The 22,405-nt window shown below is 72.0% G+C and carries 17 protein-coding genes; 15 read left to right on the top strand and 2 right to left on the bottom strand.

Annotation, left to right across the window (positions count from 1 at the left end; translation table 11 throughout):
• The first annotated feature begins 14 nt into the window (after positions 1 to 14).
• The 13 genes from QNA08_RS12300 (at position 15) to QNA08_RS12240 (ending at position 18,656) form a co-directional block, all read left to right on the top strand.
• Entirely contained in the window at positions 15 to 1,325 is a 1,311-nt protein-coding gene (locus tag QNA08_RS12300; protein WP_283741013.1) for a DUF2793 domain-containing protein, read from the top strand.
• A 55-nt stretch (positions 1,326 to 1,380) separates the two neighbouring features.
• The gene (locus QNA08_RS12295; RefSeq protein WP_283741012.1) at positions 1,381 to 2,169 is read left to right on the top strand and encodes a glycoside hydrolase family 108 protein; all 789 of its coding nucleotides are present in this window, start codon (positions 1,381 to 1,383) and stop codon (positions 2,167 to 2,169) included.
• A 188-nt stretch (positions 2,170 to 2,357) separates the two neighbouring features.
• Positions 2,358 to 2,948, top strand: coding sequence for a GNAT family N-acetyltransferase (locus tag QNA08_RS12290; RefSeq protein WP_283741011.1), 591 nt, complete (start codon positions 2,358 to 2,360; stop codon positions 2,946 to 2,948).
• An 82-nt stretch (positions 2,949 to 3,030) separates the two neighbouring features.
• A complete protein-coding gene (locus tag QNA08_RS12285) occupies positions 3,031 to 3,348 on the top strand; it encodes a hypothetical protein (protein ID WP_283741010.1) in 318 nt (105 codons plus the stop codon).
• A 10-nt stretch (positions 3,349 to 3,358) separates the two neighbouring features.
• Positions 3,359 to 4,027, top strand: a complete 669-nt coding sequence (locus QNA08_RS12280) for a response regulator transcription factor (protein ID WP_283741009.1) — start codon at positions 3,359 to 3,361, stop codon at positions 4,025 to 4,027.
• Between the two features lie 15 nt (positions 4,028 to 4,042).
• Positions 4,043 to 5,419 (top strand): sensor histidine kinase, encoded by a 1,377-nt coding sequence (locus QNA08_RS12275; RefSeq protein ID WP_283741008.1) that lies wholly within the window; start codon positions 4,043 to 4,045, stop codon positions 5,417 to 5,419.
• Between the two features lie 291 nt (positions 5,420 to 5,710).
• Positions 5,711 to 6,193 (top strand): hypothetical protein, encoded by a 483-nt coding sequence (locus QNA08_RS12270; RefSeq protein ID WP_283741007.1) that lies wholly within the window; start codon positions 5,711 to 5,713, stop codon positions 6,191 to 6,193.
• A 211-nt stretch (positions 6,194 to 6,404) separates the two neighbouring features.
• Complete coding sequence (gene pepN, locus QNA08_RS12265; protein ID WP_283741006.1) at positions 6,405 to 9,053, top strand: aminopeptidase N; 2,649 nt, start codon at positions 6,405 to 6,407, stop codon at positions 9,051 to 9,053.
• A 194-nt stretch (positions 9,054 to 9,247) separates the two neighbouring features.
• Entirely contained in the window at positions 9,248 to 11,611 is a 2,364-nt protein-coding gene (locus QNA08_RS12260; RefSeq protein ID WP_283741005.1) for a sensor histidine kinase, read from the top strand.
• A gap of 344 nt (positions 11,612 to 11,955) precedes the next feature.
• Positions 11,956 to 13,443 carry a Do family serine endopeptidase gene (locus QNA08_RS12255; RefSeq protein ID WP_283741201.1) on the top strand — a complete coding sequence of 496 codons (1,488 nt, stop codon included), beginning with the start codon at positions 11,956 to 11,958 and terminating at the stop codon, positions 13,441 to 13,443.
• Between the two features lie 128 nt (positions 13,444 to 13,571).
• Positions 13,572 to 14,255, top strand: a complete 684-nt coding sequence (locus tag QNA08_RS12250; RefSeq protein WP_283741200.1) for a response regulator transcription factor — start codon at positions 13,572 to 13,574, stop codon at positions 14,253 to 14,255.
• Positions 14,239 to 15,642, top strand: a complete 1,404-nt coding sequence (locus tag QNA08_RS12245; protein WP_283741004.1) for a HAMP domain-containing sensor histidine kinase — start codon at positions 14,239 to 14,241, stop codon at positions 15,640 to 15,642. The genes QNA08_RS12250 and QNA08_RS12245 overlap by 17 nt, the downstream gene beginning before the upstream one ends.
• Positions 15,639 to 18,656 (top strand): bifunctional [glutamine synthetase] adenylyltransferase/[glutamine synthetase]-adenylyl-L-tyrosine phosphorylase, encoded by a 3,018-nt coding sequence (locus tag QNA08_RS12240; protein ID WP_283741003.1) that lies wholly within the window; start codon positions 15,639 to 15,641, stop codon positions 18,654 to 18,656. Before QNA08_RS12245 ends, QNA08_RS12240 begins: the two co-directional genes overlap by 4 nt.
• A 63-nt stretch (positions 18,657 to 18,719) precedes the next feature.
• Here QNA08_RS12240 and QNA08_RS12235 read toward each other — a convergent pair whose 3' ends face one another.
• Positions 18,720 to 20,129 (bottom strand): cation diffusion facilitator family transporter, encoded by a 1,410-nt coding sequence (locus QNA08_RS12235; RefSeq protein ID WP_283741002.1) that lies wholly within the window; start codon positions 20,127 to 20,129, stop codon positions 18,720 to 18,722.
• Positions 20,130 to 20,517: 388 nt separating this feature from the next.
• Between QNA08_RS12235 and QNA08_RS12230 the strand changes: the two genes are divergently transcribed.
• A complete protein-coding gene (locus tag QNA08_RS12230) occupies positions 20,518 to 20,958 on the top strand; it encodes a VOC family protein (RefSeq protein WP_283741199.1) in 441 nt (146 codons plus the stop codon).
• Between the two features lie 16 nt (positions 20,959 to 20,974).
• On the opposite strand, the gene QNA08_RS12225 is transcribed toward QNA08_RS12230, so the two are convergent.
• Positions 20,975 to 21,172 (bottom strand): hypothetical protein, encoded by a 198-nt coding sequence (locus QNA08_RS12225; RefSeq protein WP_283741001.1) that lies wholly within the window; start codon positions 21,170 to 21,172, stop codon positions 20,975 to 20,977.
• A gap of 175 nt (positions 21,173 to 21,347) precedes the next feature.
• Here QNA08_RS12225 and QNA08_RS12220 point away from each other — a divergent pair, with 175 nt between their 5' ends.
• Positions 21,348 to 22,397: an aldose epimerase family protein gene (locus tag QNA08_RS12220; RefSeq protein WP_283741000.1), complete on the top strand. Its 1,050-nt coding sequence runs from the start codon at positions 21,348 to 21,350 to the stop codon at positions 22,395 to 22,397.
• The last annotated feature ends 8 nt before the right edge of the window (positions 22,398 to 22,405 follow it).

Raw genomic sequence — 22,405 nt, 5'->3', positions numbered from 1 at the left:
CCCGGAGCCCCGCCATGACCGAGACGCGAAACCTCGGGCTGCCGCTTCTTGCGGCGGCCCAGGCGCAGAAGCACGTCACGCACAACGAGGCCCTCGTCGCGCTCGACGACCTCGTGCACCTCTCCGTCGAGGACCGCGACCTCCCCGCCCCGCCGCCGGAAGCGGCGGAGGGCGGGCGCTGGATCGTGGCGGAGGGCGCCTCCGGCCCCTGGAGCGGGCGTCGCGGCGAGATCGCCGTGCGCCGCGACGGCGCCTGGCGCTTCCACACCCCCGAGAAGGGCTGGCGCGCCTTCGTGCGCGACGAGGCGGTCCTCCTCGTCTTCGATGGCGTGGCCTGGGTGCCGCTCACGGGCCGGGCGCTGCAGAACCTCGATCGCCTCGGTCTCGGCACGGCGGCGGATGCCGCCAATCCCTTCAGCGCCAAGCTCAACGACCTCCTCGTGACGGCGCGCGGCACGGGCGAGGGCGGCACGGGCGACCTGCGTTGCAAGCTCAACAAGGAGGGGCCGGGGCAGGTGCTCTCGCTCCTCTTCCAGTCGGGCTACGGCGCGCGTGCCGAGATCGGGCTGATCGGCGACGACGACCTTTCCTTCAAGGTTTCGCCGGACGGCGCGACCTGGCACGAGGCCCTGCGCCTCTCGGCCGCCACCGGCCGGCTCGCGCTCCTGCCCGGCGGCCTCACAGGCGGCGGGCGCCTCACCGCCTGCCGCTGGATCACCGTCTCCGGCACCTGGGAGCGGCCGGCGGGCGTGCGCTTCGCCCTCGTCTTCGCCCTCGGCGCCGGCGGAGGCGGCGGGGGCGCCGCCGGTGCGGCCGAGGCGGGCGCCTGCGGCGGGGGCGGCGGCGCAGGCGGCCTGTCCCTCCGCCTCCTCGACGTGACGACGCTCGCGAGCGTGCCGGTGGCGGTCGGTGCCGGCGGCGCCGGCGGCGCGACCACGGGCGGCGACGGCGGGGCGGGCGGCGAGACGCGCTTCGGCCCCCATGCCGTCGCCGGCGGCGGGCAGGGCGGGCGCGGCCAGGCGGCGGGTGGTTTCGCCCGGGCGGTGCCGGGCGGCCTTGGCGGCACGGCGGGCGGCGGCGACCTCAATGCCGAGGGCGGGGCGGGCGCGCCCGGCCTGCGCCTCGACGCCGGCAACGGCGTCTCCGGCAATGGCGCGCCCTCCTTCCTTGGCGGCGGGGCGCGCGGCCAGGTGGGCAACGCGCCGGGCGGGCCGGGCGTCGCCCGCGGCGACGGCGGCTCCGGCGGCTGCGTGGCGAACAGCGCCACGGGCCAGCCGGGGGGACGCGGGGCGGACGGCGCCGTCTGGATCTGGGAGTTCGAGTGAGCCCCTTCTGCCCCGGCGGCGCGCCAGGGCGGCCCGCAGCACGATGGAGACCCTGATGGCGGCAGCGAGCTTCGAACGCGCCATGGCGCTCGTCTTCGCCCTGGAGGGCGGCTTCGTGAACCACCCTCTCGACCCGGGCGGGACGACCAACATGGGCATCACCCGCGCGACCCTCGCCCGCGCTCGGGGGAGGCCGGTCGCCGTCGCCGAGGTGATGGCGCTGACGCGCGCCGAGGCCGAGGCGATCTACCACCGCTTCTACTGGCGGACCATCCGCGCCGACGAGCTGCCGGCGGGCGTCGACCTCGCCCTGTTCGACTGCGCCGTGCATTCCGGACCGAAGGCCGCCGTGCGCCTGCTGCAGCGGGTGCTCGCGGTGCCGGCGGACGGCTTGCCCGGGCCCGTCACGCTCGCTGCCGTCGCCCGCGCCGACCCGCAGGGCCTCGTGCGGGCGCTCGCCGCCGCGCGCCTGAGCTTCCTCGCGCGGCTTTCCGTCTTCGCCACCTTCGGCCGCGGCTGGACGCGGCGTGTGCGCAGGGTGGAGCGCGAGGCGCTCGCGCTCGCCACTGCCGTGGCCTCTTCCTCTTCCTCTTCCTCTTCCTTTTCCCCTTCCCGGCAGCAAAGGAGCAGCACGATGATCGAGACGAAATCCTTCCTCGCGAGCCGCACGGTATGGGCGAACCTCTTCGGCCTCGTGGCCATCACCCTGTCGTTCCTCGGCTTCGACACGTCGGGCCTCGACAGCGGCGCCCTCGCCGAGGCGGCGCTGCAGGTCGTCGCCGGGGCGAGCTTCATCCTCTCCACCGTCTTCCGCCTCACCGCCACCAAGCGCCTGGCGCGTTAGCGCATTTTCCGCCGAAGTGGACGCCGGTTTGGCGAAGTAAATGCTCTATTCTCAAAAAGACGGAGCACTTCCCGATTCAGTTGAATCGGGAAGTGCTCCGGGAGCGGCAGCGACGCCGGTTGGGCCGCACCGGCCCTGTACGCCAGCACCGCCGCGCGATAGTCCTGGCCGCCCACGGGAGAACGGTCATGGCTGCAGCGACGGGACCGGCGGGGGAGGCGCCCCGGATCGAAACGGAGCGCCTCGTGCTGCGCGGACACGAGGCCCGCGACTTCGAGGCGGTCACGGCCCTGTGGGGCAACCCCGCCGTGGTCGCGCACATCGGCGGCAAGCCGTCGACGCGGGAGGAGAGCTGGGCGCGCATGCTGCGCTATGCCGGGCTCTGGCGTCTCCTGGGCTACGGCTACTGGGCCGTGGAGGAGAAGGGCACGGGCCGCTTCGTCGGCGATGTCGGCTTCGCGGACTTCAAGCGGGCCATCACGCCCTCGCTCGAAGGCACGCCGGAGATCGGCTGGGTGCTCGCCCCCGCCGTGCATGGCAGGGGCTACGCGACGGAGGCGGTGCAAGGGGCGCTCGGATGGAGCGAGCGGCATCTCGCCGCGCCGGCCACCGCCTGCATCGTCGCGCCTGCGAACCGCGCCTCGCTGCGCGTGGCGCAGAAATGCGGATATCGCGAGATCGCCCGCACGACCTACAAGGAGAGCGAGGTCGTCATGCTCCGGCGCGAGCGCGCGGGGATGGGCGGCGCGGCGCCCGGCAGCACCCCGCGGTGCGGCTGAAGGACGGCCGGCGGGTGCCGCGGCTGTCCATCATGATACCTCGTTCACCCGCCGTTCAGCACCTGTCGACCAGATTGCGCCCATGCGTGGCCACATTTTGACCCTTCTCGTCGCGACTTGTGCGACCGGCGCGTGGGCGGCCGAGGACATTCGCGCTCCGCAGGGCTGCCTGTCCGCGGCGGAGACGCGCGAGGCCGTTGCCCGCAGCGAGGTGGTGCCGCCCGTGACCGCGGTGGATGCGGCGCGCGCGGCCGCCAGCGGCGGGGCGAAGGTCCTGCGCGCGCGGCTGTGCCGGCGCGACGGCGTCTACATGTATTTCATCACGGCCTTGCGCCGCGATGGACGTGTGGTACGCGTCCGCGTCGACGGCGGCACCGGCACGGTCGCCTCGGTTCGGTGAGGGTGGTCAATTGCGACTTCTGGTCGTCGAGGACGACAGGGACATCAACCGCCAGCTCGTCACGGCGCTCGAACATGCGGGCTACGCCGTGGACAAGGCGTTCGACGGCGAGGAGGGGCAGTTCCTCGGCGAGACGGAGCCCTACGACGCCGTGGTCCTTGACATGGGCCTGCCCAAGATCGACGGCGCGGCCGTGCTCGCCGCCTGGCGCGCCGCCGGGCGCACCATGCCCGTGCTCATCCTGACGGCGCGCGACCGCTGGAGCGACAAGGTGCAGGGCTTCGACGCCGGCGCCGACGACTACGTGACCAAGCCCTTCCACATGGAGGAGCTTCTTGCCCGCCTGCGCGCCCTCCTGCGTCGTGCGGCGGGGCACGCGACGAACGAGCTCGTCTGCGGGCCCGTGCGCCTCGACACGCGCGCCGGGCGCGTCGTGGTCGACGGCAACCCCGTCAAGCTCACCTCGCACGAGTACAGGCTCATCGCCTATCTCATGCACCACGCGGGGCGCGTCATCTCCCGCAGCGAGCTGGTCGAGCATCTCTACGACCAGGATTTCGACCGCGATTCGAACACCATCGAGGTGTTCATCGGCCGCCTGCGCAAGAAGCTCGGCGTCGACATCATCCAGACGGTGCGTGGTCTCGGCTACGTGGCCGAGCCGCCGCCGGGCGACTGAGCGGGGCGCGCCGGCATGGCATTCGGCTTCCGCCGCCATTCGATCGCGACCCGCCTCTTCGTGTCGGCCATCGCCTGGAGCCTGCTCATCCTGCTCGTCGCGGGGCTCATCCTGTCGACGATCTACCGGCGCACGACCGAGCGCGCCTTCGACGAGCGGCTCGACGTCTACCTGACCGACCTCGTCTCCGACCTCGCCACCCCCGGCGAGCTCGAGCGCAAGGAGCTCGGCACCATCGGCGAGCCGCGCTTCGAGCTGCCGCTCTCGGGCTGGTACTGGCAGGTGACGCGCCTCAACGGCGGCCCGCGCGACCTCCGCACCTCGAAATCGCTCTTCGGCGGGCAGTTGCCGAAGCTCGCCGACCTCGGCGTGCCGGCCGGGGAGGGGGGCCTGCGCAAGGGCTACGCCACGGGGCCCGACGAGCGCAACCTGCGCATCCTCGAGCGCGTCATCGACCTCGGCGAGGACGGGCGCTTCCACGTCGCCGTCGCCGCGCCGGACGAGGAGATCGAGAACGACATCCGCAGCTTCGGCTGGGCGCTCGGCCTCACCTTCGCGGCCCTCGGCGTGGCGCTCGGCCTCACCACGCTCGCCCAGGTGCGCTACGGCCTCCTGCCGCTCATCCGCCTGCGCAAGGCGGTGGCGGACGTGCGCCGCGGCGACGCCGAGCACATCGAGGGCAAGTACCCGCACGACATCGCGCCGCTGGCGGGGGAACTCAACCTGATGATCGACGCCAACCGCGAGATCCTCGGGCGCGCCCGCACCCATGTCGGCAATCTCGCCCACGCGCTGAAGACGCCACTCAGCGTCATCGTCAACGAGGCCGACGGCATGCCCGGCCCCTTCGCAGACAAGGTGCGCGAGCAGGCGGCCGTGATGCGCGACCAGATCAACTACTACCTCGACCGCGCCCGCGCGGCGGCCCTCGCCGGCACGCTCGGCACCGTGACGGAGGTCGCGCCCGTGCTCGTCGGCCTCAAGCGCGCCCTCGGCCGCATCTACCGGGACCGGGACCTCGCGGTGGAGGTCGCGGTGCCGGAAGGCACCCGCTTCCGCGGCGAGCGGCAGGACTTCGAGGACATGGTCGGCAACCTCGCGGACAATGCCTGCAAATGGGCGCAGGCCCGTGTGGCCGTCGCGGTCGACGTTTTTCCCGACGGAGAACGCTCGACGCTCCAGATCGTCGTCGACGACGACGGCCCGGGCCTGCCGCCCGAGGCGCGCAGCGAGGTCATGCGGCGCGGCAAGCGGCTCGACGAGACGAAGCCCGGCTCCGGCCTCGGCCTCGCCATCGCCGCCGACCTCGCCGACCTGTACGGCGGCACATTGGTGCTCGACGATTCGCCGCTCGGGGGTCTGCGCGCCGTACTGCGCCTGCCCGGGGTGTGAGCGAAGGGCGAGCTGCTGTCCGGGACCCGCAAAGGATGCCGGCCGAAAGGAGGGCGTGGCGGCCGCTGCGTCTCCTGGTTCACCGGCATCGGTCCTAGGTCCGGGCTCGCGGCTCACGCCCGGCCCCGGGACGACGGTGGAGGGTTCCCGCGCGAACCTCCCCGTCACCCTGGGAGCTGCGGGGCGGGGGCGGGCTTGACCTCGGTTTCGCCGAATTCCATGCCTCGTATGGCCCGGCGCCGGAAGAAGCTCCGGGCGAATCGACACGAACAACGACCGGCAGGGACAGTGATGACCGTGAAATCCATTCTCTCGGCGGGCATGATCGCCGTCGTGGCCTTCTCGACGGCCGCTTGCACGAGCGACCCCTACGGCCGGCCGCCCACGACGAACCAGACGGTGGGCGTCATCGGCGGCGCGGTCGCCGGCGGCCTCATCGGCTCGGCCTTCGGCGGGGGCGCCGGCAAGGCGGCGGCCATCGTGGCGGGCGCTGCGATCGGCGGCCTGCTCGGCGGTGCCATCGGCTCTTCGCTCGACGACGCGGCCCGGCAGCGCGCCTACACCGCCCAGTACGACGCCGTCTCCTACGGCCGTCGCACCGAGTGGCGCAGCGACAGCGGCGCCTACGGCTACATCGATCCCGGCCCGGCCTACGACAGCCCGGACGGCTACTGCCGCGAATACACCCACACGATCTACGTCGGCGGCCGGCCCCAGCGCGGCTACGGCACCGCCTGCCAGCAGCCGGACGGCAGCTGGCGCATCGTGAGCTGAGAGCGCGCCGGGCAGGGCAGGGGCCTTGCCCGCCCATCCTCTCGCCGTTCCGCGAGCCCGCGGAGCGGTCATGCGGGAGGCGGGGACGAGGGGGCTGCCGGACGAAGCCGGGGCGTTGGCACCTGCCGGCACGCCTCGCGCACGGGTTGTCGGGCCCGCCCGCGTCCCCCATAACGGCGGGTAACGATTTGCCCGCCATGCGGAGACCGAGATGCGCACCGAGAACGCCCCCGTCGTCCGTCTCGAGGACTACCGGCCGACCGACTATCTGATCGATACGGTGAAGCTCGATGTGCGTCTCCATCCGACGGCGACGCGCGTCACGGCGGAGCTTGCGCTGCGCCCCAATCCGAAGGGCACCCCAGGCGCCGCGCTGACCCTCGACGGCGACGAGCTGAGGCTCGTCTCGGCGCGCCTCGACGGCGTGGCCCTGGGCGCCGCCGCCTACGCGGTGACGCCTTCCTCCCTCGTGCTGCACGCCCCGCCGCAGCGGCCCTTCACGCTGACGCTCGAAACGGAACTCGACCCGAGCGCCAACACCAAGCTCATGGGCCTCTACCGCTCGAGCGGCATCTACTGCACGCAGTGCGAGGCCGAGGGCTTCCGCCGCATCACCTATTTCCTCGACCGGCCGGACGTGCTCTCCGTCTATACGACGCGCATCGAAGCCGACCGGGAGGAGGCGCCGCTCCTCCTCGGCAACGGCAACCCCGTCGAGCGCGGCGAGGTTCCCGGTACGGGCCGGCACTACGCCCTCTGGCACGACCCCTTCCCCAAGCCCTGCTACCTCTTCGCCCTGGTCGGCGGGCGGCTCGACAAGGTGTCGCAGACCTATGTGACGGGCTCGGGCCGTGCGGTCGAGATCGCCATCCACGTGGAGGCCGGCAAGGGCGAGCGCGCCACCTACGCGCTCGACGCGCTGGCCCGCTCCATGCGCTGGGACGAGAAGGTTTTCGGCCGCGAGTACGACCTCGACGTCTTCAACGTCGTCGCCGTGTCCGACTTCAACATGGGGGCCATGGAGAACAAGGGCCTCAACATCTTCAACGACAAGTACGTGCTCGCGAGCGCCGAGAAGGCGACGGACGCCGACTACGCCAATATCGAGGCGATCATCGCCCACGAATATTTCCACAACTGGACGGGCAACCGCATCACCTGCCGCGACTGGTTCCAGCTCTGCCTGAAGGAGGGGCTCACCGTCTTCCGCGACCAGGAGTTCTCCTCCGACGAGCGCTCGCGGCCGGTCAAGCGCATCGCCGACGTGCGCACGCTCCGCGCCCAGCAGTTCGCCGAGGACGCGGGGCCCCTCGCCCATCCCGTGCGGCCGGCGCAGTACCGCGAGATCAACAACTTCTACACGGCGACCGTCTACGAGAAGGGCGCCGAGGTCATCCGCATGCTCAAGACGCTGATCGGGGCGGAAGCCTTCCGGCGCGGCATGGACCTTTATTTCGAGCGCTGCGACGGCACGGCGGCGACGGTGGAGGACTTCATCGCCTGTTTCGCCGAGGCGAGCGGGCGCGACCTTTCGCAGTTCTTCACCTGGTACGAGCAGGCGGGTACGCCGACGGTGACGGCGAGCAGCCATTACGATCCGGCGGCGAGAACCTACCGGCTCGATCTCGCCCAGCGCACGCCGCCCACCCCCGGCCAGGCCGAGAAGCGGCCCGTCGTCATCCCCGTGGCGCTCGGCCTTGTGGGCGAGAGCGGCCGGGAACTCCCCCTGAAGGCCGGCAACGAGGTGCCGCTCGCGAACGGCGTGCTGACGCTTGACGGCCCGGCGCTCTCGGTCACCTTCACGGACGTGCCGGAGCGGCCGGTGCCCTCGCTCCTGCGCGGCTTCTCGGCACCCGTGCGCCTCGAGATGGACCTCGCGGACGAGGACCTCTTCGTCCTCTTCCGGCACGATCGCGATCCGTTCAACCAGTGGCAGGCGGCGCAGACGGTCGCGACCCGCGTCATCCTGGAGGCGACGCGGGCCGCGCGCGCCGGCCAGGCCATCTCCGTCGACGCCCGCCTCGGCGAGGCGCTCGCCCATTTCCTCGACAGCCGCGCCGAGGCCGACCACGCCTTCGCGGCGCAGGTGCTCGCCCTGCCGACGGAGGCCGACATGGCCCGCGAGATCGGCGGCGACGTCGATCCGGACGCCGTCTTCACCGGGCGCCTGGCGGTCAAGCGCGCGCTCGGCGCGGCGCTCGCCGACCGGCTAGCGGCTCTCTACGGCCGGCTCGCCTCGCGCGGCGCCTACAGCCCCGATGCGGCGAGTGCGGGCCGCCGCGCCCTGCGCCACGCCGCCCTCGACCTCCTGGCGGCCGGGGACGCGGCCCGCGGCACGGAGCTCGCCGTGGCGCAGTTCGCCGCCGCCGACAACATGACGGACCGCTTCGGTGCCCTTGCCGTCCTCGCCCATCTGCCCGGCGCGGCGCGCGAAACGGCGCTCGCCGACTTCGCCGGGCGCTTCCACGACGATCCGCTCGTGCTCGACAAGTGGTTCGCGCTGCAGGCGACGATCCCGGAGGCCGGCACGCTCGACCGCGTCAGGGAGCTCACCCGGCACCCGGCCTTCTCCATGGGCAATCCGAACCGCGTGCGCTCGCTCGTCGGCAGCTTCGCCATGGGCAATGCCACGCAGTTCAACCGGGCCGACGGCGCGGGCTACGACTTCCTGGCCGATGTCGTCATCGCCCTCGACCCGAAGAACCCGCAGGTGGCCGCGCGCCTGCTCACAGCCTTCCGCACCTGGCGCATGCTGGAGCCGGGAAGGCGCGCCAAGGCCGAGGCGGCGCTGAAGCGCGTCGCCGGAACGCCCGGCCTGTCGCCGGACGTCAGCGACATCTCGGGCCGCTCCCTCGCCTGAGCCACTACATATAGTTCAACAGTATTGAGCCCGCCGCGACCAGTCGTATCGCGGCGGGCTTAAACTTTTAACGATCGCGTCAACCTTTCATCAACACTCTGGACAAATCAGCCGCCTGCGATTCTTATGGAGCTGATTCGGATAGATGCGGCACGTCTTCCGAACGAGACGAATGGAATCCGAAGGGGCAACGCATGGCGCGCGTCCAGGCAGCGACGTGCGTGCCCGCTCGCGCGGGCACGATTCTGGGAATAGCACGATCGATTGCCCATCCGGCCTACCGGCGCCTGGTCGCTGCGGAGCCCTGGCTGCGCCTCGCCGTTCCGGCGCTCCTCGCCGTCTTCCTGACCACGCTCGTCTCGGGCGCCGTCATCCAGGCGCTCGACACGCGCAACGAGACCATGGCGGACGCCGCCTCCGACATCGACCTCGTCGCCGCCCTCGTCATGAGCGAGATGACGCGCCAGCTCTCCGACGAGGAGACGGCCGAGCTCGGGCCGGCCGCCATGCTGGAGCGCATCGTGCCGGCGCACGCGCTCGGCGCCGGCCGCATCGTCGCGGTGACGGACGCCGAGGGCGGGGTGACGGCACATCTGCCCAGGAGCGCGCACTTTCCCAAGAGCGTGAATTTCGCCGCGGGCGCGAATACCGGCGCGAGCACCGGGACCGGTGCCGTCCGCACGCTCGTCGACCTTCTCGGCAGCGCCCAGCCGCTCACCACCTTCGCCGACCGCGCCGGCGTCATGCGCATCGCGCTGCCTGGCGGCGGGGAGGCCTTCGCCACCGTGCGCAACCTGCCGGCGCCCTACGGGCAGGTGGCCGTCGTGCAGCCGATCTCGGGTGCGCTCGCAGCCTGGCAGACCAAGATCTACGGCCAGGCGACGCTGCTCGCCGCGGCGGGCCTCGTGCTCATCGCCATCGGCGCCGCCTACTTCCTGCAGGCGAGCCGCGCCCGCGCCGCCGACGAGGTGTGCGAGCGGGTGAAGGCGCGCGTCGACGCCGCGCTCAACCGCGGCCGCTGCGGCATGTGGGACTGGGACCTCGCCCGCGGCCGCATCTACTGGTCGGATTCCATGTACGCGCTCCTCGGCCACGAGCGCCGCGACGAGTTCCTCTCCTTCGGCGAGGTGAACGCCCTCGTCCATCCCGACGACACGGACCTCTACGGTCTCGCCGACATGCTCGCCTCCTCGCAGACGCGGGCGATCGACCATGACTTCCGCATCCGCAACGCCGCCGGCGAATGGGTGTGGATCAAGGCCCGCGCCGAGCTCGTCGACGACGAGGCGGAGGGCGGCCCGCATCTCGTCGGCATCGCCGTCGACATCACCGAGCAGCGCCGTCTCGCCGAGCGCACCGCCGCCGCCGACGCCCGCCTGCGCGACGCCATCGAGACGATCTCGGAGGCCTTCGTGCTCTGGGACGCGCAGAACCGCCTCGTGCTGTGCAATTCGAAGTTCCAGAGGCTGCACGGCCTGTCGAGCGAGGCGGCGGTGGCCGGCCGCACCTACGCGGACGTGATGGAGGCGGGCGTGCCGCCGCTCGTCAAGACGCAGCAGCTCGTCGACGAGCGCCAGGACGTCGGCGCCCGCAGCTTCGAGGCCCAGCTCGCCGACGGCCGCTGGCTGCAGATCAACGAGCGCCGCACCAAGGACGGCGGCTACGTCTCGGTCGGCACCGACATCACGGCGCTGAAGCGCCAGGAGGAGCGTCTGCTCGATTCCGAGCGCCGCCTCATCGCCACCGTGGCGGACCTGCGGCGCTCCCGCCAGAAGCTCGAGATCCAGGCCCAGCAGCTCGCCGACCTTGCCGAGCGCTACCTCGAGCAGAAGGCCGAGGCCGAGACGGCGAACCGCGCCAAGTCCGAGTTCCTCGCCAACATGAGCCACGAGCTGCGCACGCCGCTCAACGCCATCATCGGCTTCTCCGAGATCATGGAAGGCGGCATCTTCGGCACGCTCGGCAACCCGAAATACGCCGAGTACTGCAAGGACATCCGCAACAGCGGGCAATATCTGCTCGGTGTCATCAACGACATCCTGGACATGTCGCGCATCGAGGCCGGGCGCGTGCGCCTCGAGAAGACGACGGTGGCGGTCGACCGCATGGTGGGCGAGGCCGTGCGCGGCATCGAGGCGGATGCGGAGGCGAAGTCGCTCTCGGTCACCGTCGAGACCCTGCCGCCGGGCGCCACCGTGCACGCCGACCCGCGTGCCGTGCAGCAGATCCTCGCCAATCTCCTGCGCAACGCCGTGAAGTTCACGCCCGACGGCGGCCGCATCGCGGTGCGCGCCCGCGTCGTCGCCGACGCGGTCAACATCTACGTCGAGGACAACGGCATCGGCATCCCGGGCGAGGCCCTGAAGAAGCTCGGCCGTCCCTTCGAGCAGGTGGAGGGAGAGTTCGCCAAGACCTACAAGGGCTCGGGCCTCGGCCTGGCCATCGCCCGGTCGCTCGCCGAGCTGCACGGCGGCTCCCTGCGCATCAAGTCGAGCGTCGGCACCGGCACCATCGTCCTCGTCCACCTCCCCACGCAGGAACTGCGCCGGGTGGCGTGAGGGGTGGCCGGCGCGGTTTCTGGATGACCCGCATTCGGTTTCGGGTTCCGAGCTCCTCGCTGCGCGAGGCCCGGGATGACCGCGGATGGTTCCGGCGCGAGCCTCCTGCTGCCGGCGCGGCTGGGGGGCACGCCACTCCCCCTGGGAGACCTTACGAAACTTTCATCCGGTCGTGAGGGCACCGTAAGGCGCCCACCCCCATCTTGCCTTCCGACACGGGCGGATGACGCCTGACATGAAGGAGAGATGGCTCCATGACGATCATTCTTCCGCCGGAGGGCCAGAAGGCCGAGGCCGCGACCTCCGCTCGCGCCGCCGATTCCCGTCCGGCCTCCGACCATGCGATGCGCACCGCGAGGCGGCGCAAGGCCCTGCTGCTCGGGGCCGCGGCGCTGGCGGCCCTCGCCACGGCCGGCGCGCTGCAGGGGTTCGCCGGCGCTTCCCCCTCGCCGGCCTATGCCCAGAACCTGTCCAACCAGCCGATGACCGTCACCGTTCCCGGCCAGGCGTCCTTTGCCGATGTCGTGGACCGGGTGAAGCCGGCGGTCGTCTCCGTGCGCGTCAAGGTCGCGGCCGAGGGCGTGTCCGACGGGGGCCAGAACCTCGAGGACTTCGGCCTGCCGCCCGGTATCGAGCGCTTCTTCCGCCGCTTCGGCGAGGAGGGACCGCGCGGTCCCCGTCCGCAGCCGCGCCGCTTCGGCGAGGCGCAGGGCTCGGGCTTCTTCATCTCGAAGGACGGCTATGTCGTCACCAATAACCATGTCGTCGAGAAGGGCATGGAGGTCGAGGTGAAGACGGACGACGGGCGCAGCCTGAAGGCCAAGGTGGTCGGCACCGACCCGAAGACCGACCTCGCGCTCCTCAAGGTGGACGAGGGCGGGCCCTTCCCCTACGTGTCGCTGGCGCCGAAGACGCCGCGCGTCGGCGACTGGGTGCTCGCCGTCGGCAATCCCTTCGGCCTCGGCGGCACGGTGACGGCGGGCATCGTCTCGGCCCGCGGCCGCGACATCGGCGCGGGGCCTTACGACGACTTCCTGCAGATCGACGCGGCGGTGAACCGGGGCAATTCCGGCGGCCCGACCTTCAACCTCGCCGGCGAGGTCGTGGGCGTGAACACGGCCATCGCCTCGCCCTCGGGCGGCAATGTCGGCATCGCCTTCGCCATTCCCGCCGAGACGGTGCAGAAGGTCGTCGCCGAGATCAGGGATCACGGCTCGGTGCGCCGCGGCTTCCTCGGCGTGCAGATCCAGCCCGTGACGAAGGACATCGCCGCGAGTCTCGGCCTCGACAAGGAGGAAGGCGCCATCGTCGCCCGCGTCGAGGACGCAAGTCCGGCCGCGAAGGCGGGCCTGAAGACCGGCGACGCCATCCTGGCCGTGGACGGCAAGGGCGTGAAGGATGCGCGCGAGCTGTCGCGGCAGATCGCCGGCTTCGAGCCCGGCAGAGAGGTGGCGCTGAAGGTCTGGCGCGACGGCAAGGCGCGCGACGTGAGCGTCAGGCTCGCGACCATGCCCGGCGACCGGACGGCGGCCCTCGACCAGAAGGATACGGAGGGCGGCGTCAGGCTCGGCCTCGAACTGGCGCCGGCCACGAGCGTCGGCGGCGCGGGCCGGGAGGGCGTCGTCATCGTCGGCGTCGAGCCCGGCAGCCCCGCCGAGGACCGCGGCCTCAGGTCCGGCGACGTCATCGTCGAGGTCTCGGGCCGCAAGGTCGAGACGCCGGCCGACGTGCGCAAGGCCGTGGCGGAAGTGAAGAAGGAGGGCCGCAAGGCGGTGCTGTTCCGCGTCGAGAGCGGCAACGGCGCCCGCTTCGTCGCCTTGCCCGTGGCGTGATGATCGGACGCCGGCCGGGGCACTCCCTGTCGCCCCCCGCTCCGGGCGGCATCCGTGACGGCGGCAGGCCGGACTTCTCCCGTCGTCCGGCCTGCCGCTCCGTCTCATGAGTTGCTACGCTCATGCGCATGAAGATTCTCGTCATCGAAGACGATCAGGAGGCGGCCGCCTACCTCGTCAAGGCGTTCCGCGAGGCCGGCCACGTGGCCGACCACGCGCCGGACGGGCTGGAAGGCTATGCGCTCGCGCGTGAGGGGCAGTACGACGTGCTCGTCGTCGACCGCATGCTGCCGAAGCTCGACGGCCTGTCCGTCATCCGCTCGCTGCGCGAGCAGGGCGTCGACACGCCGGTGCTCATTCTCTCCGCCCTCGGCCAGGTGGACGACCGCGTCAAGGGCCTGCGCGCCGGCGGCGACGACTATCTGCCCAAGCCCTATGCCTTCTCGGAGCTGCTCGCGCGCGTCGAGGTGCTCGCGCGCCGCCGCTCGGCGCCCGCCGGCGAGCCGACGACCTATCGCGTCGGCGACCTCGAGCTCGACCGGCTGTCGCACCGCGTCGTGCGCGGCGACAGCGAGATCGTGCTGCAGCCGCGCGAGTTCCGCCTGCTCGAATATCTCATGAAGCACGCGGGACAGGTGGTGACGCGCACCATGCTGCTCGAGAACGTGTGGGACTACCACTTCGACCCGCAGACGAACGTCATCGACGTGCACGTGTCGCGCCTGCGCTCGAAGATCGACAAGGGGCACGAGCGCCCCCTGATCCACACGGTGCGCGGTGCGGGGTACATGGTTCGTGACGGCGCTCGGTAAGCTCCTCCGCACGACGGCGTTCAAGCTCTCTGTCGCCTATCTCGTCGTCTTCGTGCTCTTCGCCGGCTTCATCCTGGGCTATGTCGCCTGGAACGCCCGGCGCGTGCTCGACGACCAGATCATGGGCACCGTGGAGGCGGAGATCACGGGGCTCGCCGAGCAGTACCGCATCGGCGGCATCCGCCGCCTCGTCGGCGTCATCGACCGGCGCACGCGCGAGCCGAGCGCCTCGCTCTATCTCGTCACCACCTTCTCGGGCGAGCGGCTCGCCGGCAACGTCGGCGCCCTGCCCGCGGGCGTGCTCGACGACCCCGGCATCCGCGAGACCGACTACCGCCGCAACGACGAGACGGATCCTGTGCCACGTCGCGCGCTCGTGCGCGTCTTCGTGCTGCAGGGGGGCTTCCGCCTGCTCGTGGGGCGCGACGTGGAGGAGCGCGAGCGCCTCGGCCAGGTCATCCGCCGCGCGCTCGGCCTCTCCCTCGGCCTCGTCACGGTGCTCGCCTGCCTCGGCGGCTGGTTCGTGACACGCCGGGTGCTCAAGCGCGTCGACGCCATGACGGACACGACGCGCACCATCATGGCCGGCGACCTCGACGGTCGCCTCGCCATCGCCGGCACGGGCGACGAGCTCGACCGCCTCGCCCAGAACCTCAACGCCATGCTCGACCGCATCGGCGAGCTGATGGCGGGCATGAAGGAGGTCTCCGACAACATCGCCCACGACCTCAAGACGCCGCTGACGCGCCTGCGCAACCGCGCCGAGGAGGCCCTGCGCACGGCCAAGACCCCGGAGGACTATGCGCGGGCCCTCGAAAGCACGATCGAGGAATCGGACAATCTCATCCGCATCTTCAACGCCCTCCTCATGATCGCGCGGCTCGAAGCCGGCAACGCCGCCCAGCCCATGGAGGACTTCGACGCCGCGGAGGTGGCGCGCGGCGTCGCCGAGCTCTACGAGGCGCTGGCCGAAGAGGCGGGTACGCCGCTCGCTGTCGAGGTGGCCGACGATTTGCCTGTGCACGGCAGCCGCGAGCTCATCGGCCAGGCTCTCGCCAACCTCCTCGACAATGCGCTCAAATACGGCGCCGCCGAGGACGGCATGAACGAGCCGACGCCGGTCGCCGTCGTCGCCGGGCGCAACGCGAACAGGGTGGAGATCGCCGTGACGGATCGGGGGCCGGGCATTCCGGAGGGCGAGCGCGGCCGCGTGCTCGAGCGTTTCGCGCGGCTCGAAGGGGCGCGCTCCAAGCCGGGCTTCGGCCTGGGGCTGAGCCTCGCCGCCGCCGTCGCCCGCCTGCACGGCGGCGAGCTGCGGCTCGAGGACAATGCACCGGGCCTGCGCGCCGTGCTCTCCCTGCCGCTCAAGGCGGGGGCCGCGGCATGAGCGCGGCAGCGAAGAACGCGGTGCGGGAGACCGCCACGCCCGCTGGCACGAGCCTTGCCGCCCGCATCACGGCGGCGCCCCTGCCGGCCGACCCGCGAGAGGCGAGGCGCCGCCTCGCCGATCTCCTCGCCGAGGCGAAGGGCGAAGGCGCCGGAAGCCTCACCGGCCTCCTCGCCGAGGCGACGCCCGCGCGCGCGCTCCTGCTCGGGCTCGCCGACCAGTCGCCCTTCCTCTGGCGCATCGCCCACAACGACGTGGGCCGGCTCGAACGCCTGCTCACGACCTCGCCGGAGGAGAGCCTCGCGCGCATCGTGGCGACGGCGCGCGACGCCTGGCGCAGCGCCGACGACACGCCGCAGCTCATGCGCGCCCTGCGCCGCCTGCGGGCCGAACAGGCGCTCCTCGTGGCCCTCGCGGACTGCGGCGGCGCATGGGGCGTCGAGCCGGTGACGGAGGCGCTCTCGGCCTTCGCCGACGCCTCGGTCGGCTCCGCCGTGCGCTTCCTGCTCAAGGAGGCGGCCGCCGCCGGGCGCTTTTCGCCGCCGGACGCGGACGACCCGGAGCAGGGCTCGGGCCTCGTCGTCCTCGCCCTCGGCAAGCACGGGGCGGGCGAGCTCAACTATTCGAGCGACATCGACCTCGTCGTCTTCTACGACCCCGCTGCGCCGGTGGCCGAGCATCTCGAGGCCTCGACCTTCTTCGTGCGCCTGACCCAGGGCATGGCGAAGATCCTGCAGGAGCGCAACGCCGACGGCTACGTCTTCCGCACCGACCTGAGGCTCCGGCCCGATCCGGGCTCCACCTCGGTCGCCGTCTCGCTGCCGGCCGCCTTCACCTATTACGAGACGGTAGGCCAGAACTGGGAGCGCGCGGCGCTGATCAAGGCGCGGCCCATCGCCGGCGACATCCCGCTCGCCGAGCGCTTCCTCGCGGATCTCAGGCCCTTCATCTGGCGCAAATATTTCGACTTCGCGGCGATCGCCGACATCCACGCCATGAAGCGCCAGATCCATGCCGTGCGCGGCCACGAGGCGATCGCGGTGGCCGGCCACGACATCAAGCTCGGGCGCGGCGGCATCCGCGAGATCGAGTTCTTCGTGCAGACGCAGCAGCTCGTCTTCGGTGGCCGCCGGCCGGACCTGCGCGGCCGGCGCACCCTCGACATGCTGGAGCGGCTTTGCGTCGAAGGCTGGATCACCGACAAGGCGCGCGACGAGCTCGCGGCCGCCTATCGCTTCCTGCGCACGGTCGAGCACCGCCTGCAGATGGTCGCGGACGAGCAGACGCAGCGCCTGCCGGCCGAGGAGGAGGCGCTCGAACGCTTCGCCCGCTTCTGCGGTTTCCGCACCGCCAGGGCCTTCGGCACGGCGCTGACGAAACACGCCCGCGCCGTGCAGCGCCACTACGCGCTCCTCTTCGAGGAGGGGCCGGAGCTGGCGGCGGAGGCCGGCAATCTCGTCTTCACCGGCACGGCGGACGATCCGGAAACCGTGGAGACGCTCAGGCGCATGGGGTTCACCCGTCCCGAGCGCACCACCGAGACCGTGCGCGGCTGGCATTTCGGACGTCGTCCGGCGGTGACGAGCGCCCGCGCCCGCGAGGTGCTGACGGAGCTGACCCCCGGCCTGCTCGCCGCGCTCGGCCGCACGGCCGACCCCGACGGGGCGCTTTCGGCGCTCGACGAGGCCTTCGGCCGCATGCCGGCGGCGGTGGAGCTCCTCTCCATCCTGCGTTCCAACGACGAGCTCCTGCGCCTCTTCGCCGATCTCCTCGGCGGCGCCCCGCGCCTTGCCGAGATCGTCGCCTCGAGCCCGCACGTGCTCGATGCGGTCATCGACCCGACCTTCCTCGACCCGACGACGCAGCCGGCCGAGATCGAGGCGCGCGTGCGCGGCCTCGTGGGCGAGCCCGCCTCCTTCGAGGACTTTCTCGACCGCATCCGCGAGGCGGCGCGCCAGGAGACCTTCCTGACCGGCGCACGGCTCCTCTCGGGCGTGCTCACGCCCGGGCAGGCGGGCGAAGCCTATGCGGCGGTGGCGGAGGCCGTCATCCGTGCCTCCTTCGATGCCGTGTTGCAGGCCTTCGCGGCCGAGCACGGGCGGGTGCCCGGCGCACGGGCGGTCGTGCTCGGCCTCGGCCGCCTCGGCGCGCGCGAGATGACAGCGGCTTCAGACCTCGACCTCGTGGTGCTCTACGATTTCGACCCCGAGCGGAGCGAGAGCGACGGGCCGCGCCCGCTCGACGCCGTGGTCTACTACACGCGGCTCACCCAGCGCCTCGTCAGCGCCCTCACCGTGCCGACGCGCCGCGGGCGTCTCTACGAGGTGGACATGCGGCTCAGGCCATCGGGCCGCAAGGGGCCGGTCGCCACGCAGTTCCGCGGCTTCCTCGCCTATCAGAGCGAGGAGGCGGAGACCTGGGAGCACATGGCGCTCACCCGCGCCCGGGTGGTGGCGGGCGACGCCGCCTTCGCCGAGGAGGCGCGGGCGGCGATCGCCGCCGTCGTCGGGCGGGAGCGCGATCCGGGCCGGCTCGCCAGGGACATCCGCGACATGCGCGCCCTCATCGCCGCGGAGAAGGGCGACAGCGACCCCTGGGACCTGAAGCTGGTCGCGGGCGGCCTCGTCGATCTCGAGTTCCTGGCCCAGTTCCTGGTGCTGGCGCATGCGGCGAAACACCCTGAGATCGCCGTCACCGGCACCGGCCGCGTGCTCGCCCGCGCCGTCGAGCTCGGCCTCATCGCACCGGGGGACGGAGAGACGCTGCGTCAGGCCTACCAGCAGATCTCCGACGTGTTCCACTGGCAGCGGCTCACCGTCGAGGGCCGCTTCGACCCGGCGGCCGTCGCCCCCGCCGTCCTGCGCCGCATCGCCGGCGCCATCGGCCTGCCCGACGGCAAGGTGCTGGCCCGCCACCTCGACGACACGCGCGCCAAGGTGCGCGAAGCCTGCGCCCGCCTCATGCCCACCGACAACCCGGCCCGGCCCGCGCGCGGCAAGGGGCGGCGGGGCTGAGGGGGGCTCCCCAAGACGCGTCAGGGGGCGATCAGGAAAGCTTCGCGCGGACCTGTCGCCCCTTCACCGCTGCGGTTCGGCGTGGCCGACGATGCGGGCGATTTCGGGATGCAGGGCGCGCACGCGCCGGTCGAGCGCGTCGACCATGTCGTGCACGCTGGCCACGTCGAGCGCCGGGTCGGCGCGGCAATGGTAGTTGACGACGAGGCCGGCCGGCGTCTTGCGCACGCGCACGCTGTGCACGCCGGAAAGGCCGCGATCGTCGCGCGTCGCCTCGGCGAGGGTGCCGGCGATCCGGGACACGAGCGCCGCGTCGGCCTCGCGCCCTTCGAGATGGGGCACGACGAGCGGCTCGATGTGGCTCTCCACTTCCACCTGCGGCCCGAGCTCCTCCTGGATGGCCGCCTCGATGCGGCTCGCCACCTCGTGGGCTGTCCCGAGCGACAGGCGCGAGTCGACCTCCACGTCGAAGCTCACCGACAGGCGCCGCTCCAGGTTCTGCACCGTGACATGATGCACCGGCACGCGCTGGCGCGCGGCGATGAGCATGACACGCTCGAGGATGGTCTCGTCGTCGAGCTGCACCGGCGTCGTCGTGATGGTGAACTCGGCCTCCGGCAGGGCCGCGGCGAGCGCCCCGCCCGCCCGCTCCTTGATGGCGGCGACGCGGTCGAGCGGCAGCGTGCGCGACACCTTGAGGTTGATCTCGCCGAGCACGCGTGCGCCCACCGGGCGCACGCGCACGCGGTCGACCCCGACGACGCCGGCGACGCCCTCGGCAATCGCCGTCACCCGCTCGGCGAGGCCCCGCGGCGCACGGTCGAGCAGGGCATCGATGGTGCGTCGTGCCAGCCGGAAGCCGGCAAAGGCGATGAAGAACGACACGCCGATGGCGATGAGGGCATCCGCCTGCGGATAGCCGAGGGCGGCCGCGCCGAAGGCCGCGAGGACGAAGACGGAATTGACGAGGTCGGAGGAGAAATGCAGCGCATCCGCCGCCAGCGCCTCGCTGTTCGTCTCCTTCGCCACCCGCCGCAGGGTCCACCAGCGCCAGCCGTCGAGGAGGATGGCGGCGACGAGCACGCCGACCGCGAACCAGCTCGGTTCGATCTCCGTCCGCCCGGTCGCCAGCCGGCGGAGGCCCTCGACCGCGACCACGCCCGAGAGCAGGAAGAGGAATGCGGTCTCGACCAGCGCCGACAGCGACTCGAATTTGCCGTGGCCGTACTGGTGCTCCTCGTCCGCCGGCTTGTGCGCCGTGCGCACGGCGAGCCATGTCATGGTCGTGGCGGCGACGTCGAGCAGGCTGTTGGCCGCGTCCGTGAGGAGGGCGAGCGACCCGGTGGCGACGCCGGCCACCCCCTTGGCGGCGGTCAGCGCCACGCTGACGAAGATGGACACGAGCGCCACGCGCTCCTTGCGCCGCTCGGCATCCCTGCGCGTCTCGGCTGCGGTGGTGGCGGGTGACGTCATCGGTTCCGGCTCTCCGGCAGCCCTCTCCGCGGGATCTGGCGCGACGCCCGGCCCGCCGCGGGCAGGGCGAGAGGGCACATAGCCATCGCGCCGGCCGCCGGCAAGAAGATTGTAGTATTTGCAAATGATTGGCGTTCGTCTTTGCCCTCCCGGCGCCTGTCTAGCGCCGGGCGCGGGATTGCGCCGGCCAGATTGTTGTTGAAACAATTCGAACCCGTGAAGGATCGCATGTGGCGATCTTCGCAGGGCGCGGCGCCTCTTCGGGCGTGCCTCGTGGCTGCGTCCGGTGCATTCCTTCCATGTCCGGCATATCGCATCTTGCGCGTTGCGTCGCGGGCCGGGGCGCCGGATAGTGCGCTCCCGCCGCATCGGGAAGAAGGGGATGCCCGTGGAATATCTGCACACGATGGTGCGCGTGAGCGACCTCGCCCGGTCGCTGGACTTCTACTGCGACAAGCTCGGCCTCGTCGAAGTGCGCCGCATGGACAACGAGAAGGGCCGCTACACGCTCGTCTTCCTGGCCGCCCCCGGCGACGTGGAGAAGGCGAGGGAGACGAAGGCACCGCTCGTCGAGCTCACCTACAACTGGGATCCCGAGGTCTACACCGGCGGGCGCAACTTCGGCCATCTCGCCTATCGGGTCGACGACATCTACGCCCTCTGCGACAGGCTCATGCGCGCCGGCATCACCATCAACCGCCCGCCGCGCGACGGCTACATGGCCTTCGTCCGCTCGCCGGACGGCATCTCCATCGAGCTCCTGCAGAAGGGCGAGGCGAAGCCGCCGCAGGAGCCCTGGGCCTCCATGCCGAACACGGGCACGTGGTGAGCGGCCGCCGGCCGGTCTAGTCGGCGGCGAAGGGGTCGTGGTCCGGCTCGATGAGAGGCTCGGTCCGCGGGGCGGCATATTCCACCGGCGGCTTGCCGATGTCCGGATGCGGCTTGGCATGGCTGCGGATGCTGCCCGTCCGCATGCGGTCCGGGCGCGACGAGCAGGCGCTCAGCGCCAGCACGGCGGCGATCGCAACAACGATGATGCGCATGGCCCCTTCCTCGACGTCGCGGCGGTTTGCGTCCGCGACGTTCCCCGAATCGTCCCTGCGGCAAGGTGCGCCGCACCTGCGTCGGGACAAGGGCGTGCGGGGCGCGATCTGAGGTTATGGTGACGAGGGCGTTAACGCGCCGGCTGCGGCCGGCGCCGAAGGGGAAGGGGAATTCATGGCGATCAGGCCGTTCGGCGAGGTCGACGGGCGCACCGTCGAGGAAGTGACGATCCGCTCCGCGGCCGGAGCGGAGGCGCGGGTCATCGGTTGGGGCGCCGTGCTGCGCGACCTGGTCGTGCCGCTTGCGACAGGCGAGCCGCAGCGCGTCGTCCTCGGCCTCGAGCGCCTGGAGGACTATGTCGCCCACTCGCCGCACATGGGCGCCATCGCCGGCCGCGTCGCCAACCGCATCGCCGGCGGCCGTTTCACGGTGGACGGGCGCGGCTACGACGTTCCGCGCAACCAGGACGGGCGGCACGCCCTGCACGGCGGCGGCCGCGGCTTCGGCAAGCGCCCCTGGCAGGTGTCCCATCACGACGGGGCGAGCGTGGCGCTCACCCTCGTCTCGCCGGACGGCGACGCCGGCTTTCCCGGCACCCTGACCGTCACCTGCCTGTACCGCCTCTGCGAGCCGGCGACGCTGCGCATCGAGCTCGCGGCCGTGACCGACGCACCGACGCCGGTCAATCTCTGCCATCACTCCTATTTCAACCTCGACGGCACGCCCTCGATCCTCGATCACCGGCTGACGGTGGCGGCGGACTTCTACACGCCGACGGACGCCGACCTCATCCCCACCGGCGAGATCCGCGCGGTGGAGGGCACTCCCTATGATTTCCGCGCCAACCGCACCGTCCGCTTCCCCGACGCCGAGACCGGCGCGCCGGTGCGCTACGACGTGAACTTCGTCCTGCGGCGTGACCGCACCGAGCCTGCGGCCGGCGGCGGGCCGGCGCTCGCCCATGCCGCCACGCTCGCCTCCACCCGCAGCAACCTTGCCATGGAGACCTGGACGACCGAGCCGGGCCTGCAGGTCTACGACGGCGGCAAGGTCGCCATCCCCGTGCCGGGGCTCGGCGGCGCACGGTACGGCGCCAATGCCGGCATCTGCCTTGAGGCGCAGCATTTTCCCGACAGTCCCAACCGGGCGCATTTTCCGACGACGCTGCTGCGGCCCGGCGAGGTCTACCGGCAGGTCACCGAATACCGCTTCCTCGGCATGTGACCGGCGGC

This window comes from Chelatococcus albus, from assembly GCF_030067675.1.
Lineage (GTDB): Bacteria > Pseudomonadota > Alphaproteobacteria > Rhizobiales > Beijerinckiaceae > Chelatococcus_A > Chelatococcus_A albus.
The sequence above is the reverse complement of the archived record's forward strand: the minus strand, read 5'-3'. Positions and strand labels throughout refer to the sequence as shown.